Origin of the sequence: Streptomyces sp. NPDC047014, from assembly GCF_040644195.1 — a bacterium.
Classification (GTDB): Bacteria; Actinomycetota; Actinomycetes; order Streptomycetales; family Streptomycetaceae; genus Streptomyces.
The window spans coordinates 1-16683 of sequence record NZ_JBEYVX010000046.1 but is presented as its reverse complement, the minus strand read 5'-3'; the positions used below and the strand labels follow the sequence as shown (position 1 = coordinate 16683).

13 protein-coding genes and 1 pseudogene are annotated in these 16683 nt (G+C 75.6%); 4 read left to right on the top strand and 10 right to left on the bottom strand.

Going from position 1 to position 16683, the window contains the following annotated elements; translation table 11 throughout:
- Positions 1 to 3: 3 nt before the first annotated feature.
- The gene (locus ABZ873_RS22610; RefSeq protein ID WP_360874960.1) at positions 4 to 663 is read left to right on the top strand and encodes a hypothetical protein; all 660 of its coding nucleotides are present in this window, start codon (positions 4 to 6) and stop codon (positions 661 to 663) included.
- 12 nt (positions 664 to 675) lie between these two features.
- Here the strand turns inward: ABZ873_RS22610 and ABZ873_RS22605 are convergent, their stop codons facing one another.
- Positions 676 to 1977 (bottom strand): streptophobe family protein, encoded by a 1302-nt coding sequence (locus ABZ873_RS22605; protein ID WP_360874957.1) that lies wholly within the window; start codon positions 1975 to 1977, stop codon positions 676 to 678.
- Positions 1978 to 2345: 368 nt separating this feature from the next.
- Here ABZ873_RS22605 and ABZ873_RS22600 point away from each other — a divergent pair, with 368 nt between their 5' ends.
- Together ABZ873_RS22600 and ABZ873_RS22595 are read left to right on the top strand one after the other, a co-directional pair.
- A complete protein-coding gene (locus ABZ873_RS22600; protein ID WP_360874954.1) occupies positions 2346 to 3650 on the top strand; it encodes a DUF6777 domain-containing protein in 1305 nt (434 codons plus the stop codon).
- 178 nt (positions 3651 to 3828) lie between these two features.
- Positions 3829 to 5907: a SpoIIE family protein phosphatase gene (locus ABZ873_RS22595; protein ID WP_360874952.1), complete on the top strand. Its 2079-nt coding sequence runs from the start codon at positions 3829 to 3831 to the stop codon at positions 5905 to 5907.
- Between the two features lie 52 nt (positions 5908 to 5959).
- On the opposite strand, the gene ABZ873_RS22590 is transcribed toward ABZ873_RS22595, so the two are convergent.
- From ABZ873_RS22590 to ABZ873_RS22580, 3 genes are all read right to left on the bottom strand, one after another.
- Entirely contained in the window at positions 5960 to 7903 is a 1944-nt protein-coding gene (locus tag ABZ873_RS22590) for an ABC transporter permease (RefSeq protein ID WP_360874949.1), read from the bottom strand.
- A gap of 205 nt (positions 7904 to 8108) precedes the next feature.
- Positions 8109 to 8927 (bottom strand): molybdate ABC transporter substrate-binding protein, encoded by an 819-nt coding sequence (gene modA / locus ABZ873_RS22585; protein WP_360874946.1) that lies wholly within the window; start codon positions 8925 to 8927, stop codon positions 8109 to 8111.
- Between the two features lie 202 nt (positions 8928 to 9129).
- Positions 9130 to 9525: a helix-turn-helix transcriptional regulator gene (locus tag ABZ873_RS22580; protein WP_360874943.1), complete on the bottom strand. Its 396-nt coding sequence runs from the start codon at positions 9523 to 9525 to the stop codon at positions 9130 to 9132.
- 157 nt (positions 9526 to 9682) lie between these two features.
- On the opposite strand from ABZ873_RS22580, the gene ABZ873_RS22575 reads away from it, so the two are divergent.
- Entirely contained in the window at positions 9683 to 10075 is a 393-nt protein-coding gene (locus ABZ873_RS22575) for an RNA-binding S4 domain-containing protein (RefSeq protein WP_360874940.1), read from the top strand.
- Between the two features lie 140 nt (positions 10076 to 10215).
- Here the strand turns inward: ABZ873_RS22575 and ABZ873_RS22570 are convergent, their stop codons facing one another.
- From ABZ873_RS22570 to ABZ873_RS22545, 6 genes and pseudogenes are all read right to left on the bottom strand, one after another.
- Positions 10216 to 10635 (bottom strand): PTS fructose transporter subunit IIA, encoded by a 420-nt coding sequence (locus ABZ873_RS22570; RefSeq protein WP_360874938.1) that lies wholly within the window; start codon positions 10633 to 10635, stop codon positions 10216 to 10218.
- Entirely contained in the window at positions 10632 to 11246 is a 615-nt protein-coding gene (gene dhaL, locus ABZ873_RS22565) for a dihydroxyacetone kinase subunit DhaL (protein ID WP_360874936.1), read from the bottom strand. Before dhaL ends, ABZ873_RS22570 begins: the two co-directional genes overlap by 4 nt.
- 57 nt (positions 11247 to 11303) lie before the next feature.
- Complete coding sequence (dhaK, locus tag ABZ873_RS22560; protein WP_360875028.1) at positions 11304 to 12302, bottom strand: dihydroxyacetone kinase subunit DhaK; 999 nt, start codon at positions 12300 to 12302, stop codon at positions 11304 to 11306.
- A gap of 144 nt (positions 12303 to 12446) precedes the next feature.
- Positions 12447 to 13736 carry a VWA-like domain-containing protein gene (locus ABZ873_RS22555; protein ID WP_360874933.1) on the bottom strand — a complete coding sequence of 430 codons (1290 nt, stop codon included), beginning with the start codon at positions 13734 to 13736 and terminating at the stop codon, positions 12447 to 12449.
- Positions 13737 to 13759: 23 nt separating this feature from the next.
- Positions 13760 to 15014, bottom strand: a pseudogene (locus tag ABZ873_RS22550) (MoxR family ATPase).
- A gap of 122 nt (positions 15015 to 15136) precedes the next feature.
- On the bottom strand, positions 15137 to 16486 hold the full coding sequence (locus tag ABZ873_RS22545; protein WP_360874931.1) for a hypothetical protein: 1350 nt from the start codon (positions 16484 to 16486) through the stop codon (positions 15137 to 15139).
- Positions 16487 to 16683: the final 197 nt, after the last annotated feature.

The following is a 16683-nucleotide window of genomic DNA, read 5'->3' as shown; positions in this document are numbered from 1 at the left end:
CCCATGAGCTCGATGGATCCCGGCGCCGTGGTCGAGGACTTCCAGCCCACCCATGTGGTGCCGCCCGAGGGGCTGGCCGCCTGGGAGGTCCCCGACGTCTCCCGGCCGACCATGCCCCTGGACGCCTTCCTGCCCGTTCAGCTCCTGACCCGGCGCGGCGAGTGGGCCGAGATTCTGTGCGCGAACGGGTGGAGCGCCTGGGTGGACGGGCGGCTGCTCGTCTCCGTCCCGCTGCCGCCCCCGACGACCGGCCGACGGCCCCCGCTGCGCGCGGAGGACCCGCGGCCGCTGCTCACGCACGGGGCGGACGCCCTGGAGCGCTACCGGCACGCGCTGGAGGAACTGGCCGCCGGGAACACCGACGCGGACGGCTTCCGGCGCGCCCTGCGGGGGCTGCGCGCGGGTGTGGTCCTGGACGGCGAGTCGGTCTGGCTCTACGACGAGGCTTCGGGGCGCTGGCTGTACGGGGACGGGAGCCGCCTGTCCACGTACGCGGTCGCGGAGGGGCCGGGCGTGACCTCCGCCCCCGAGCCGACGAGGGCGGGCCCGGACACGGCCGGCCCGTCCGCCCCGCCCGCGGGCCCGGTCGAGGCCCACCAGACCCGCGACTCCCAGGACGACCCGACGCGCATCGTGGACACCCGGGATCCCGGTGGCGCTTGAGGCCGTACGAGGTCACCCGCGCGGCGGGGAGGGAGCCGCGGGCTCCACCGGGTCGTCCACGCGGCCGCGCCGGTGCAGGGGGCGGGCCAGGAGGGCGCCCAGGAGACCCGCCACCGCGCCCCAGAGCACGGCCAGGCCGACCGTGCGCCACAGGACCGGGTCCAGCACCACCTCACCGCCGAGGCCGTCCACCGTGCCGATCCCCAGCAGCGAGAGCGCGAACCGGGCCTGGACCCGCGCCAGCAGGCACACCATCAGCGTGGCCAGGCCCAGGGCCGCGCCCAGATGCAGCGCGTGCTGCCAGGGCCGTACGTGCGCGGGGGACCGTACGGCGGCCATCACGCCCGTACCGAGCAGCAGGACGGCGGTCACCGCGACCAGCCACCACGCCCGGGGGTCCTGCTGCGCGAGCGCGGCCACGTCCACGGGCGAGGCGTCGGAATCCCGCAGGACCCCGTCCAGCACCTGCGGCATCGGCAGCCCGAACGGGCCCTCGGCCCTGCCCTCCCAGGCCCCGCCGAAGCCGAGGGTGAGCGCGATCCACGCCAGGTTCGGCAGCCCCAGCAGGATCACGGCCAGGGTCCGGGCGGCATGCCCCTGGGTCAGCGCCACCACCAGGCCGATCACGACGCCGATGGCCACGCAGACCAGGAGCAGCACGGCCGTGGCGAAGGCGGCCGGGCGGACCGCCGTATGGAAGCGCACCAGCCCCGTCGGCAGCGGTGCCCGGCGGGAGACCAGCAGGGCGATCAGCAGCACGCCCAGGATCCAGAGCAGTCCGAAGAACAGCGTGGCGGGCACAGCGGCACGGAATCCCACCGTCGGCGCGGAGTCGAGGAGTTCCCCTATCACTCCGATGGCGGAATCGTCCGTGGCGACGCCGAAGCTCCGGCGGGCCAGCAGCGCGGTACCGGTAAGGGCGACGAGCCATAGGACGACCAGGGGGACGGCGCGGCCGAGGAGTTCGCGGGGGCGCGCGACCGCACGGTTGTGCAGGGGCCGCAGGAAGAGGCAGCCGGCCGTGAGCGCGCCCGCGAGGCTCACCGAGAGCGGCAGCACCGCCAGGCTCGCGTCCGCGCCGCCCAGCACACCGGCCCCGCCGGACACCTCGACCGTACCCCCGGCCGCCAGCGCCACGATCGCGGCGGCCACATGCGGGAAGGCCCCGCTCGGCAGGTCGCCGACGCCCGCGAAGGCGATGCCCGCGCAGGCGACGGCGGCCATGGCCGCGAAGGCCGCGACGACGGCGACGAGGGCGTCCCGCCATGCCCGCGCGGAGCCCCCCGAACTGGCTGATCCGGGCTTCTCGGTCACCCTGCCACCGTGGCACTCCCGGCTTGCGGCCACCACCCGGATGGCGCACACAATGGCTCGATGGGAACTCCCTCCTCCTGGAAGAAGAGCCCGTGACCACACAACCCGCCGGCCGGCAGCCTTCGCGGCCCGAACGCCCCTCCGGGCCCCCCTCGGGCCCGCTGTCGGGCGGTCAGCAGGAGCCTCTGCCCCCGCCCCCGGGGCCTCCCGGCGGGCCGGGCGGATCGGGCGGCGGCAGTGGCCCGAGCGGCCCCGGCGGCCCCGCCGGTCCGGGAGGCCCGGGAGGCCCGGGAGGCCCGGGAGGTTCCGGGCCCGCGAAGCAGCCCTGGTGGCGGTCCGTCCCGCGGCTCGCCACCGCACTGGTCGCGGTGGCTGCGGTGGTGGCCCTGGTCGTGGTCCTGACCCGGCCCAGCGGTACCTCCGACAAGGCGGGCGGCGAGGTCTTCCTCCAACCCGCCGCGGCCACCGGCCCGGACCCGTTCACCGAGTCCACGGTGGTCACGGAGAACGCCCCGCCGCCGGAGAGCCCGCTCCCCACCCCCACCGGCGGCGGCGCGCTGACCGCGAGCCCCACCGAGGGCACCCCCACCGGCACCAGGAGCATCAGCGGTGCCGCCCCCGGCGTGTACGAGGGCACCAGGGACGCCGCCAGCTGCGACATCGAGAAGCAGATCAAGGTGCTGTCCGCGGAGCCCGCCAAGAACTCCGCCTTCGCCTCGGCCCTCGGTATCCAGCCGGCCGCCGTGCCCTCGTACCTGCGCTCGCTGACGGCGGTGCAGCTGCGCATGGACACCCGGGTCACCAATCACGGCTTCCAGGACGGCAAGGCCACCAGCTACCAGGCCGTACTGCAGGCCGGGACGGCCGTGCTGGTGGACGACCGGGGGGTGCCGCGGGTGCGGTGCGCCTGCGGGAACCCGCTGGGGCCGCCGGTGCCGCTCAAGGCGGACCCCAAGCGGTTCGGGCAGACCTGGCCCTCGTACCGGCCGGCCGAGGTGGTGGTGATCGCTCCGGCGGTGAAGCCGGTGACCAAGATCGTGATCTACGACCGGCAGACCCGCGGCTGGTACGAGCGCGACAAGGGCCAGCACCAGCACGGCAGGCCGGACCGGCCGATACCGCCGCCGGTGATCCCGACGCCGAGGCCGACCGGGCCGCAGCCGACGAAGCCGGTTCCCTCGGGGACCTCCCCGAGGCCGTCGGACACGAAGTCGCCGCCGCCGTCGCCCACCCCGTCGGGCTCGGCCTCGCCGTCGAAGTCCCCGTCCACGTCCCCGTCGGAGTCCCCTTCCACGTCCCCGTCCACCTCGCCGACGCCGTCCGGGTCCGCGTCCCCGTCGAAGTCGCCCTCGGGCTCGCCGACCCCCTCGCCCTCGGCCTCCCCGTCGAAGTCCCCGTCGGGCTCGCCCACCCCCTCGCCCTCCGCGTCCCCGTCGAAGCCCCCGCCGCCCTCGGCGTCCCCGACTCCGACGGCCTCGGCTCCGGCGTCGCCCACCTCGGCGCCGGCCTCCCCCTCCGGTTCCCCGTCGCGGGTGACGTCGGCCCCGCCGCCCTCGTCCGCGCCGGCCTCGCCCTCCCCGGTGCCGCCTACCTCGGCGCCGCCGAGTGCTTCGGCCTCCCCGGTCCCGTCGGCCCCGACCGCGGCTCCGTCGCCGGGAACGCCGCCGGCGTAGGGCCTACGCCGCCCCGGACCTCGTGGAGCGGCTGAGCACGGGCGCGCCCCTCAACCTGCTGCGCCCGGAGTCCCGGATGCACGTCCACGCGGCCGAGGGCTGCACCGACCACCCGCTCCGGTCCCCGCCCGAGCGCTCCCGCAGGGACAGCGGCGGGGGAGAGTGAGACCCTGGCTGCATGGCCCACAGGGGAGACAACCCCGAGGTCGACTGGCCCGCGCGGCCGGACACGAGTCTCGCGCTCAACCGCATGGGCACGTTCGACTGGGACCTCGACAGCGGGCGGATGCATCTCGATCCCACCGCCCTCGAGGTCCTCGACCTGCGCCCGGACGAGTACGCCGGCACCCCCGACGGACTCCGCTCGCGCCTCGCCCCCGCCGAGGCGGCCCGGCTCGATGCCCGGGTGGCCCAGGCGATCAAGGACGGCCGCAGCCACTACGGCGCCTACGTCCGCAGCCGCCGCCGCGACGGCTCCCCGACCTGGACGCATATCCAGGGCCACATCCTGCGGGACCCGCGCGGGCGCCCGTACCGCGTCATCGGGATCCTCCGCGACGCGGCCCACGACCCGGAGGAGCCCGGCGCCGGAGGGGAGCAGGACGAGGGCCGCCGCCGGATGACCGGCGTCGTCGAGCGGACGACGGCCATCCTCGCCCACGCCCGCACCGTCAACGACGTGACCGACGTCCTCAAGGACCCGCAGGCGCTCGGCCATCTGGGCGCGGTCAGCGTGATGCTCGGCATCGTCGACGGGGCCCGTATCCACCTGGTCGCGGAGGGCCAGCTCGGTTCGTACGTACCGGAGATCGAGTACACGCGGATCGACGCGCAGTTCCCCATGAGCCGGGCCGTGCGCACGATGCAGCCCGTCTTCCTCGTCTCGCGCGACGAGTTCGAGACCGGCTATCCGCTGCTGTGGCCCTACATCGAGCCGTTGTCCGTCCGCAGCGGCGTCTACCTGCCGCTGATCGCTCAGGGCCGGCCCATCGGCGCCCTCGGGCTGCTCTACAAGCGCGACGGCGACTTCACCGCCGAGGAACGCAATCTGCTGATGGCCCTCGGCAGCGGCGTCGCCCAGAGCCTCCAGCGCGCCATGCTCTTCGAGCAGGAACACGACCTGGCGGAAGGGCTCCAGCGCGCGATGCTGCCCCGCCGGATCCCGGAGGTGCCGGGCGCGCTGATCGCCGTACGGTACCGCTCGGCCCGGATGGGACGGGACATCGGCGGCGACTGGTACGACGTGGTCCCGCTCGGGGACGGCCGGGTCGGGGTGATGATCGGGGACGTCGAGGGGCACGACACGGACGCCGCCGCCGTCATGGGGCAACTGCGCATCGTACTGCGGGCGTACGCCGTCGAGGGGCACACGCCGGGCGCGGCCATGGCACGGGCCTCGGCCTTCCTGCGCGAGCTGGAGACGGAACGGTTCGCCACGTGCACCTACGCGCAGGTCGACCTCAGCAGCGGGATCCTCCAGATGGTCCGGGCCGGCCATATCGACCCCGTCGTACGGCGCGGCGACGGCAGCTGCCACCGCATCCAGGTGGCGGGCGGGCTGCCGCTCGGGCTGCCACCCCGCGAACCGGGGCCCACCGGCTCCGGATACCCGGTCACCAGCCTCGAACTGCACCCCGGGGACACCCTCGTGCTGTGCACCGACGGCCTGATCGAACGGCCCGGCTCGGACCACGACACCGGTATGGAGGAGCTGATGGCGGCGGTGCGCGGCGGCCCGGTGGACGTGGAGGACCTGGCCGACGCGCTGTGCGACCTGGTCGGGGACGCGGGCGGCGGGGACGACATGGCCCTGCTCGTGCTGCGGCGGCGCGGCACGCCGAACGGCAGCGGCGGAGGGCCGCTGCGCCAGCGACTGGACCCGGGGGACACGCACGCGCCGGGCCTGGCCCGGCACCTGATCCGGGCGGCCGTGGCCGCGTGGGGGGCGCGGGAGCGGGCCGACGAGATCGAGCTCGCGGCGGACGAGCTGATGACCAACGCCCTGGTCCACACGGACGGCGGCGGCAACCTCAGCCTCCGGCTGACGGCCCAGGGGCGGATCCGCGTCGAGGTGGAGGACACCAGCAGCGCCCTGCCGAGGCTGCGCGAGGCGGGGGACTGGGCGGTGTCGGGGCGGGGGCTGATGCTGGTGCAGCAGCTCGCGGACTCGTGGGGCGTGGAGCCGAGGGGCGGCGGCAAGAGCGTGTGGTGCGAGTTCGCCCCGGCGGTGGCGGGGGAGGCGGCGGGGGCGGGCTAGCGGGGCGGCGGGGGTTCGCTCGCTGCCCTGTGCCCTGCTGCCCTGCTCCGGTTCAGAGGCGGACCAGGGTCACCTCGGTCGCTTTCACGCTCGTCCACACCTCGGCCCCGTCGGCCAGCCCCAGTTCCGCCGCCGCGTCCGGGGTGATCTCCGCGACCAGGTCGGGCGCCCCGGCCGAGGCGATCAGCACCCGCAGCCGGCTGCCGACCGAGGTGATCTCCCGTACGGTGCCCCGCCAGACGTTGCGCGGGCTGCCGCCCGGCCGCTCCCGGTGCACCGACACCGCCTCCGGCGCGATGATCGCCAGCGCCGGTGCCCCGGCCGGCAGCGCCTCGGCCACCACCAGCCGGCCGCCCTCCGCGAGGACGAGGCCGTCCTCCGAGGCGGTGCCCGGCCAGGCGTTGCGGCCCAGCATGCGCGCCACCCACGGGGAGCGCGGATGCCGGGAGACCTCGGCGGGCGGAGCGTCCTGGAGGGCCAGGCCGTCGGACAGTACGAGGACCCGGTCGGCCAGCGAGACCGCCTCCACGGGATCGTGGGTGACGATCAGGCAGACCCCGCCGAAGCCGGCCAGGTGCGTGCGCAGGGTGTGCCGGACGCGGGCACGGGTGGTCTGGTCGAGGGCGGCCAGCGGTTCGTCGAGCAGCAGCAGCCGGGGCCGGGCGGCGAGGGCGCGGGCCAGCGCGACCCGCTGGGCCTGGCCGCCGGAGAGCTGCGCGGGCCTGCGGTGCGCGAGGTGCCCGACGCCGAGCCGGTCCAGCCAGAGCAGTGCCTCGCGGCGGGCCTCGGCGCGCGGCACCCGGCGGGCGCGCAGCCCGTACGCGGTATTGGCCAGGGCGCTCAGGTGCGGGAACAGCGCGCCGTCCTGCGGGACCCAGGCCACCTGGCGCCGGTGCGGCGGCAGCGCCGTGACATCCGTGTCCCCGAGCCGCAGTGCGGCGTGGGCCCGCGGGGTGAGGCCGAGCAGCGCGCGCAGCAGGGTGGTCTTGCCGGCGCCGTTCTCGCCGACGACGGCGATGGTGGTGCCCGGTTCGGCGTCGAGCGTGAGCCGGTTGAAGCCGGTGACGGTGGCGTGCAGCGGCCAGTGCCCGGCGGGCTCCCGCACCGGGTCCGGGGCGCCCGGCCCGCCCTCGGCCGCGTCCTGGGCCGGCTCCTCCGCGGGCCGGGCCGCCGCCTCGGCCTCCGTACGGCGGGCCACCGGGGTACTCGTCCACCGGCCGCGCAGGGCGATCAGTACGGCCATCGCGATCGCGAGCAGCAGCAGGGAGACGGAGGTGGCCGCCTCGGGCTGGTCCTGGAGCAGCAGGTAGACCTGGAGGGGCAGGGTCTGGGTGGTGCCGGGCAGGTTCCCGGCGAAGGTGATGGTCGCGCCGAACTCGCCCAGCGCGCGGGCCCAGGTGAGCGCGGCGCCGGCGACGAGACCCGGGGCCACCATGGGCAGGGTCACGGTGAAGAACACCCGCACCGGCGAGGCGCCGAGCGAGGCGGCCGTCTCCTCGTAGCTCTGCTTGAGCCCGCCGAGGGCGCCTTCGAGGCTGATGACCAGGAAGGGCATCGCGACGAAGGTGGCCGCGACGACCGCGCCGGAGGTGTGGAAGGGCAGGGTGATCCCGAAGGTGCCCTCCAGCCAGGGCCCGAGCAGCCCGCGCCGGCCGAAACCGAGCAGCAGCGCCACACCGCCGACGGTCGGCGGCAGCACCATCGGGAGCAGCACCAGCGAGCGCACCAGCGCCTTGCCCCGGAACTCCACCCGGGCCAGCAGCCAGGCCAGCGGCACGCCGAGGAGCAGGGAGAGGCCGAGCGCCCAGAAGGAGACCAGCAGCGAGAGCTTGAGGGCCTCCACGACGCCGGGGCTGCTGAGATGCGCGCCGAGTTCGCCCCAGGGCGTACGGGCGAGGATCCCGATGAGCGGCAGCAGCAGGAACGCGACGGCGAGCATGGCAGGGAGGGCGAGGGTCAACGGCGGCCGGGTGCGGCGGGTACGGGCTCTGCTCATGCCTCGGTTCCTGGCGGGGGCGTGGGGTCGGGGGCTTCGGGGCGGGGGCACCGGGTCGGAGCGGTACGGGCCCGGTCGCGCGGGCCGGGGGTGCAGCGTACGCGGTGGTCGCCGGACCGGGCGGGAGGGCGTGCGGGCGCGGGCATGCCGCGGGGGCTGCCTGTTCCCCCCGGACCAGGCAGCCCCCGCGACCGTCTGAGTGCCACTACGGCTTCTGGAAACCCGCGTCCTGGAGGATCTTCTGCGCCTCCGGGGTGCTCAGCCAGGCCACGAAGGCGGCCGCGGCCTCGGCGTTCTTGGACTGCTTGAGCGCGGCGGCGGGGTAGGAGGCGACGGCGTTCTGGTCGTCCGGGATGTCCACGGCGACGACCTTGTCGCCGGACTTGGCGGAGTCCGTCTTGTAGACGAGACCGGCGTCGGCCTCGCCCAGCTCGACCTTGCTCAGCACGGCGCGCACGTTGGGCTCCTGGGAGACCGGCTTCACCTCGATCTTCTGCGCGTCGAGGATCTGCTTGCTGTAGCGGCCCACGGGGACCTCGGGCGCGGCGAGCACGACCTTGATCTTGGTGTCGGCAAGGTCCTTCAGCTCGTCGATCTTGAAGGGGTTGTCCTTGCCCGCGGCGATGACCAGACGGTTCTTCGCGATGACGGTGGCGTCGCCGGTCTCGGCCTTGAGGCCGTCCATGGTCTTGGTGTCGGCGGTGACCAGCGCGTCGGCGGGAGCGCCCTGCTTGACCTGGGCCGCGAGCTCCTGCGAACCGGCGAAGGAGAAGGTCACCTTGGTGCCCGGGTGGGCCTTCTCGTAGGCCGCGCCCGCGGTCTTGAACACGTCGGTGAGGGAGGAGGCGGCCAGCACGGTGAGGTTGGCTGCCTTCGGCTCGGCGGAGGCCGAGGCCGAGCCGGAACCGCTGGGGGAGGCGGACGACGTGTCGTCGCCACCGCCGCAGGCGGTCAGGGCGGCGGCCAGCAGGGTGGCGGAGAGTGCGACGGTCGCCGCGCGGCGGCGGGTCGGGGTCGGGGACATGAGCGCGTGCTCCTCGGTCGGGTCGGCGGCCGGCCGGGTGCCGGGACCGCCTGGTGGTGACCCGCGCCGGTGACGGGCGGAGCGGGTGGGGTACGAGCGGGTGGTGCGGAGCGCCTCGGGGACTCCTTGAGCCGTCGAGCCGTCGAGCCGTCGAGCCGTCGAGCCCTGGAGCCCTGGAGCCGTGGATCTCTGGTGTCCCGGCTCAGGCGCGGTCGATGTGCACGCTGGTGGATTTCACGCGGGCGGTGGCCCGCATCCCGACCTCCAGCCCCAGTTCCTCGACGGCCTCCCGGGTGAGCAGGGAGACCAGCCGGTGGGGCCCCGCCTGGATCTCCACCTGGGCGGCCACGTCGCCGAGCGTGACGGCGGTGACGATGCCCGGGAAGGCGTTGCGAACCGAGGTGTACGGATCGCCTTCCTCGGTGTGGGCGCCCTGTGCCACCTCGACGGAGAAGGCCGCCAGGTCACGACCGTCGATCAGCCGCCGGCCGACCTCGTCGCGATGGGTCACGACCCGGCCGGCGTCGGCCCAGCGGCGCGCCGTATCGGGGCTGACGCCCAGCAGACGCGCAGCCTGTCCGATGGTGTAGGACTGCATGTGCGACAAGGTAGGCGTACGCGTGGCGCATTTGCAATTCCCTTGGGTTGATCTCCATGGTAGGTGCCATACCCCTTGGCGTATCCGCCAAGAACACGGCACGTGCGGCAGAAAAAGTCGTTCCACTCCGCGCCTCCCGACTGACTAGAGTCGGGACATGGCTGCTGAACAGGTATCCGGACCGGAAACCGGCACGGTACGGGTCGACGCGTGGATCTGGTCCGTACGTCTGACGAAGACCCGCTCGATCGCGGCGACCGCCTGCCGGGCGGGCCACGTACGGGTCAACGGCGAGCGGGCCAAGCCGGCGCAGACGGTACGCGCGGGCGACGAGGTCCGGCTGTTCCACGCGGGGCGTGAACGGATCGTGGTGGTCAAGCGGCCGGTCTCGAAGCGGGTCGGTGCCCCGGTGGCCGCGGAATGCCTGATCGACAAGAGCCCGCCCCCGCCGACCCCGACGGAAGCCGCGGCCCTGGGCCTCCGCGACCGCGGCACGGGCCGCCCGACCAAACGCGACCGCCGCGAGATCCAGTCCTTGCGGGGCCGCTGAGCGCGTTGCCTGTACGAGCCCCTGCCCACGCCTCGCGGAAGCGTGGGCAGGGGCCGCCGAGGCCGCGCCCGCGGCGGTCCCGCGCAGGAGGACTACGCACGGGACGCGGAGACAGAACGGCCCCGGGACGGGCCCGCCGCTCAGGTCTTGCGGTAGGCGTACGCCTCCGTCGCCGCCTCCGCGACCTGGGCGACGGGTGCCCCGGTGGAGGCGGCCACCACCGCCGCTACCGCGCCCTCGACGAAGGGGGCGTCGACCAGGCGGGAATCCGGCGGCAGTTCGTCCTCCAGCAGCAGGGCTTTGACGGTCAGCACCGAGCTCCCGAGATCCGCGAGCAGCGCCACCCCGGCGCCCCGGTCCACGGCTCGCGCGGCCGCGAGGACACGCGAAGCGCTGGTCCCCAGCCCGCCGTCGTCCGTACCGCCGGCCGCCGCCACGGAAACCACGGGCCCGCCGGCCGCCAGCCCCTGCGCCAGATCGGCCACCGCCTCGGCGACCCGCGCACTGTGCGAGACGAGCACGACCCCGACCAGGGCCGCGCCCGTGCCGGGGCCCGTCACCGCTCGCCCCCCGCCTGCTCGGCCGTGTCGGCCAACGCTGCCAGGAGGAGGGCCGCGGACGTGGCGCCCGGGTCCTGGTGGCCGATGCTGCGGTCACCCAGGTAGCTGGCGCGGCCCTTACGGGCTCGGAGGGGGGTTGTCGCCACGGCGCCCTCCTCCGCCGCGGTGGCCGCCGAGCGGTAGGACGTCTTGAGGGCCGTCACGCCCGGGAGCAGTGCGTCCAGCATCGTCTTGTCGCCCGCGGAGGCTCCGCCCAGCTGGGACACCGCGTCCACCCCGACGGCCAGCGCCGCGCCCACGTCCGCGTCCGAGACCTCCTGCGCCTCACCGAGGGACTTGCCCGTGCGGCGCAGCAGCATCCCGTACAGCGGGCCCGACGCGCCGCCGACCGTCGAGATCAGGGTCCGGCCCGCCAGTTGGAGGACCGCGCCCGGCGTCGCCGGAGGCTCCGCCTCCAAGGCGGCCAGTACCGCCGTGAACCCGCGCCGCATATTGCTGCCGTGGTCGGCGTCCCCGATGGGGGAGTCGAGCTCCGTCAGCCGGTCCGCCTCCCGCTCCACCGCGGCCGCTGCCGCCGCCATCCAGTTCCGGAAGAACTCCGCGTCCCGCACCGTGACGTCTCCTCGACTCGCGTCCGAACTGCCCGTACCCGCCGCCGTCCCCACCGCTCAGCACCCCCAGCGCAGCGCCGCCGTCCGGACGGGCGCGTCCCACAGCCGTACCAGCTCCTCGTCCGCCCGGCACAGCGTCACCGAACACCCCGCCATGTCCAGCGAGGTGACGTAGTTGCCCACCAGGGTCCGGGCCACCGGCACCCCCCGCTCGCCCAGGATCCGCGCCACCTCCGCGTGGAACCCGTACAGCTCCAGCAGCGGCGTCGCCCCCATCCCGTTGACCAGCGCGAGCACCGGCCCGTCGGCCGGTCCGACCCCCGCCAGCTCCTCCAGTACGGCCCCCACCGCGACCTCGGCGATCTCCCGCGCGGACATCATCGGACGGCGCTCCCGCCCCGGCTCGCCATGGATCCCGATGCCCAACTCCAGCTCACCCTCCGGGAGATCGAAGGTCGGGCTGCCCTTCGCGGGCGTGGTGCACGCGCTCAGCGCCACCCCGAAGCTCCGCGAGGACTCGTTGACCCGCCGGGCCAGCGCCGCGACCCGCTCCAGCGGTGCGCCCTCCTCGGCCGCCGCCCCGGCGATCTTCTCGACGAAGAGGGTGGCGCCCGTACCGCGCCGCCCGGCGGTGAACAGGCTGTCGGTCACCGCCACGTCGTCGTCGACGAGCACCCGCTCGATCCGCAGGCCGTCCTCCTCCGCCAGCTCGGCGGCCATCTCGAAGTTGAGCACGTCCCCGGTGTAGTTCTTGACGACGAACAGCACCCCCTGCCCGGAATTCACCGCCGCGGCCGCCCGCACCATCTGGTCCGGGACAGGAGAGGTGAACACCTCGCCGGGGCAGGCCGCGGACAGCATCCCGTACCCGACGAACCCCGCATGCAGCGGCTCATGCCCGGACCCGCCCCCGGACACCACCCCGACCCGTCCACCGCCGCGCGCGTCCCGCCGTACGACGACCCGCGCGTCCACGTCCACGTCCAGTTCGGGATGGGCGGCGGCCATCCCGCGCAGGGCGTCGGCGACCACGGTCTCCGGACTGTTGATCAGCATCCTCACGGCTGTCTCCCATCGCACTCGTGCCCCGGCGCCGTCCCGGCCCCCCGGCCCCGGTCTCGCCTCCCGATCATGACGGACGCCGCCCCGGAAGGCGACACCACGCGACCCCGCGACAGCCCGCGCCGCGCCCGGCCCCGCTCAGCGGCCCCCGCCCCGCCCGCCGATCTCCACCACCCGGGCCCACGCCGGCGGGCCCTGCGGGGTGTAGTCGGGGTCGTACCGGTCCCAGCGGGGGGCGTAGTGGCCCGCGAAGAGGCCCACCACCGTCCGGCACGGCGGCCGGGCCGCGGGCCAGTCCGTATGACCGTCCGTCAGGACGACGATCACATCGGGGCCCGGCCCCGGCCCCGACCGCAGCGCCGCCGTGAAGCCCGTCCGCAGGTCCGTGCCGCCTCCGCCCACGAGCGGAATGCCCTCGCCGTGGCAGAGCGGATGCACGACGCGGGCCGCCGCATCGCACGGCACCACCGAGACCTGGTCGCGCCGCCCGCCCACCGCCCGCGAGATCGCCGTCACCTCCAGCAGCGCGCTGCCCAGTTCGGCATCGCTGACCGACGCCGAGGTGTCGATGACCACGCACACCCGCGGCGGCCTGCGCCGCAGGCTCGGCAGCACCAGGCCCGGCAGGCCCGCCGAGCGGCGGGAGGGGCGCCCGTAGCTGTAGTCCTCGCCGGCGCCCGCCCCGGCCACCGCCGACCGCACCGCCGCCCCCAGCAGGTCCCGCCACGCCTGCGGCGGATGGAACGCCTCCTCCGCCCACCGCTTCCAGCCCGCCGGGGCGCTCCCCGGGCGGCCGTTGATTCCCTGCGCCACGCGGAAGCGCACCGCGTCCTGCTCCTGCGGACTGAGCCCGTCCGCCCCGTCCGCGCCGAGGTCCCACTCCCGCTCCAGCCCGTCCGCACCGCTGCCGCAGTCCAGCCAGGCCAGCTCCGGGGGCAGGGTGCCGAGCCGGAAGCCGCGGACGTAGTCCTCCATCAGCTCGCCGGTGCCCATCCTCAGCAGCTCCGGCACCACCGCGCCCTCGGGCCGGACGAGCCCGTCCCCGAACACGTCGTCGTTGATCTCGCAGTCGGCGGCGATGTTCAGCCGCAGCCGGTCGCCCGCGCCGGTCAGCCCCAGTGCGCGGGCGATCCGGTCACCGCGCCCGTGGTGGTCGCGCAGCAGGTGCGAGACCTCGTGCACCCAGACCCCGGCCAGCTCCTCGACCGGGGTCCGGTCCACGAAGCCGGGGGAGACGTAGCAGCGCCAGTACCGGTCGACGGCCATCGTCGGCACCTGCCGCGACTCCACGATGTGCAGGGCGAAGAGGGCGGTCGCGAGGTACGGGCGCACGCGGGCGGCGTGCAGCCGCGCCGCGAAGAGCTTGTCGCGGTCGAGGGGGTGTGGGGGCTGGGTGCGTACGGGGCCCGGGGCGCGAGCGGCGGCCACAGCGGGTGTGGCTCCCGTGCCGCTCATCGGCCCGCCCCCGCCGAGGCGCTGATCCGGGCGGCGGCCCGGCCCGCCGCCCGGTCCGCCCGCCGGGACAGCCCGACGACCCCCGCGAGCCCGTCGATCGACGGCGGAAGGTCCCACTCCTCCTGCCGCAGCGCGGCCAGCGTGGTCGCGGGTACGACGACCAGGTCCGGGGCGCCGGTCCGCGCGGCCCGCGCGAGCAGCGCCCAGGCCGCGTCCCAGCGGGCCCGCTCCGGCTGCCGCCGGACCGCCGCGACCACGCCCTCCAGCACGGCCTGCCGCCGGTCACCGCGTGCGGGCAGCTCCGCGCCCTCCGGATCGGTGAGGAACAGCTCGGGGTCCGGCAGGTCCATCCGGTCCAGGCAGGCGAGCAGTTCCAGCGCCGGGCCGTCGCCCACGGTGCCCCGTACGAGCAGGGACAGCACCTCGCGGGAGGAACCGGCGGCGGCGGCGAAGGCGATCAGACGCAGCGTCATGTCCCAGCTGCGCGGCGAGGGCCAGGCACCGCCGCGCCGGGCCTCGCCGGACGGCAGCCGGTGCACGAGGGGCGGGCGTACCGTCAGGAACTCGCACACCGCGCGGCGGGCGTGCTCCACGGCGGCGGGCAGGGCCCGCGGGTCGAGGGTCGGCAGGGTGGCCCGCGGCCAGATGCCGCCGAGGCCGCGGACGACGACCTCGTGGTCGTGCGTCCACTGGAGGTGTACGAACCGGTTGGCGAGCGGCGGGCTGAGCTCCCAGCCGTCGGCGGCGGAGGAACGGGGGTTCGCGGCGGCGACGATCCGCACACCGGGCGGCAGCCGCAGCGCCCCGATCCGCCGCTCCAGTACGAGCCGCAGCAGCGCGGCCTGGACGGCGGGCGGGGCGGTGGACAGCTCGTCCAGGAACAGCAGCCCCCGCCCGGCCCGCACCAGCCGCACGGCCCAGTCCGGCGGCGCCATGGGAACCCCCCTGCACGGCGGGGTCGTCCCCGACGACCGGCAGCCCGGCGAAGTCGGAAGGCTCGTGCACGCTGGCGATGACGGTGGTCAGCGGCAGGTCCAGGGCATCGGCGAGCTGCGTCAGCGCGGCGGTCTTGCCGATCCCGGGCTCACCCCAGAGCAACACGGGCAGATCGGCGGCAACGGCGAGCGTCAACGCCTCCAACTGCACATCGGGACGCGGCTCGGTGCGGGTGTCCCCGAGCAGGCCGAGCAACTGCCCGGCAACATCGAGGGGGGTCGCCCCGGCGGGGGTGGAGGCGTGGTCAGTCTGCATGAGCGATCACCTTTGAGTCGGAGAGAAACGATGTGTACGACGCGGCACGCGCCCGCGCCTCGGCGCGCAGGCGAACGGAACGGCGTCCAGCCGGGGGGCCGCGTGCGGCCCCCCGCTCCCCGCTAGCGGCGCCCCGCACGGTGTCGGGGTTTTCTCGGCAGCGGGGGGACCCGGCTCGGGTACGGGTCCGTCAGGCCCGCGCGGAACAGGCCGTAGGCGATGCGGCGTTCGGTGGCTGATCGCAGGGCGTCCTGGAGGGGGCCCTCGCGGAGGACCGCCGCCGGGCCGAGGAGGTTTTCGACCACCGCCAAGGCGCCCGCCGTGTCGCCGTGGGCCAGGCGTTCGCGTACGCCCGTCAGGGAGTCCGGGCGGCGGTGGGCCGTGTCGATGGCGTGCAGGCAGGGGAGGGGGGTGCCGCTCAGGGCGGCCAGCAGTTCCTCGCGCCGGACTTCCGCCGGGTCGTGGTCCAGGGCGGCCAGCCGGCCGTCGACCAGGCCGATCCGGTGCCGGGCGCCGCGGCAGTCCACGTAGCGTGGCTCGCCTGTCCGGCCGCCACTACGGGCCGGCTCGGCTCGTGCGTGGTCCGGGGCGAGGGCCGCCGCCACCAGCGGGTGGAGTCGGCCGGGCGTGAGGGAGCCGGTGCGGAGGAGGGCCAGGTCCGGGAGTGTCCAGGTCGCCGCGTCCGGGAGGACGGGGAAGGACGCGGTGTCGCCGGGTGCGGAGGGTGGGTGGATGCGCAGGGAGGGCGTCTGCTCCGTCCCGGTCAGTTCCAGGAGCAGGCGCTGCCGCGGGCCCAGGCGGACGGAGACCAGGCCGGATTCCCCGGCGCGGCCCTCCGACCGGAGCACCAGGGCCGCCTCCTCCGGCCAGCGGTCCACCGCGCAGGGGGTGCCGTGCGAGGCCGTCGGGCGGTCCGCGCCCGCTCGGGCACGTAGCTCCGGCGCGCGGCGCGCGTCCCATGCGTGGCGGTGCAGGTCCAGGCGGTAGCGCCGGTCGGGGTGCGAGCGCCGACGGGCATCGCGCGGGGCGATCCCCGCCTCGCCGCGGACCCCGTCCCACAGCGCGAGCGCGATCCGCTGGCCACCGTCCGCCCAGGCCGGGGGAGTACGGGCCACCAGGTGCACCTCCGGCCCACCGTCCCGCCCGGCCGGGGCGTAGCGGGCCAGGGCCACCGTCAGGCCCGGCCGCAGCAGCCCGTCGGGGGCGATCCGCGGCATGTGCCAGCGCAGCAGGTCGGGAGCCAGGTGGCGGAGATCGGCCCGGATCCGGGCCGTCAGATCGCGGCCGTGCGTACGCGCGACGGACCGCAGGTGGAAATCGACGTCGAAACCGGCGGCGGCACACGCCCCCGCCCAGTCACCGGCATGCCGGCGGGCGGTCGCGGTCTCGATCATGGACTCCGGCACGGCGTACTCGCGTACGCGGAGCCAGAAGGAAATGCGGGAGTCGTCCTCCGCGTGGTGAAAGTGCATCAGCACTCACCTTGCGCGGTGGGGACCCCCCATCTGATCAGGGAGTGAGTGGTCATCGCGGTGATCGTAACGACCCCGCCCGCGGGGAGCGACCCCTTTTTCGCGAGCGACCCGGGCCCGGACGCGCGCGAGCCCCGCCTCGGCCACGAGACCCACGTCCTCGCCGGCATGCCGCACTACCCGGCGTGGTCGCTAGA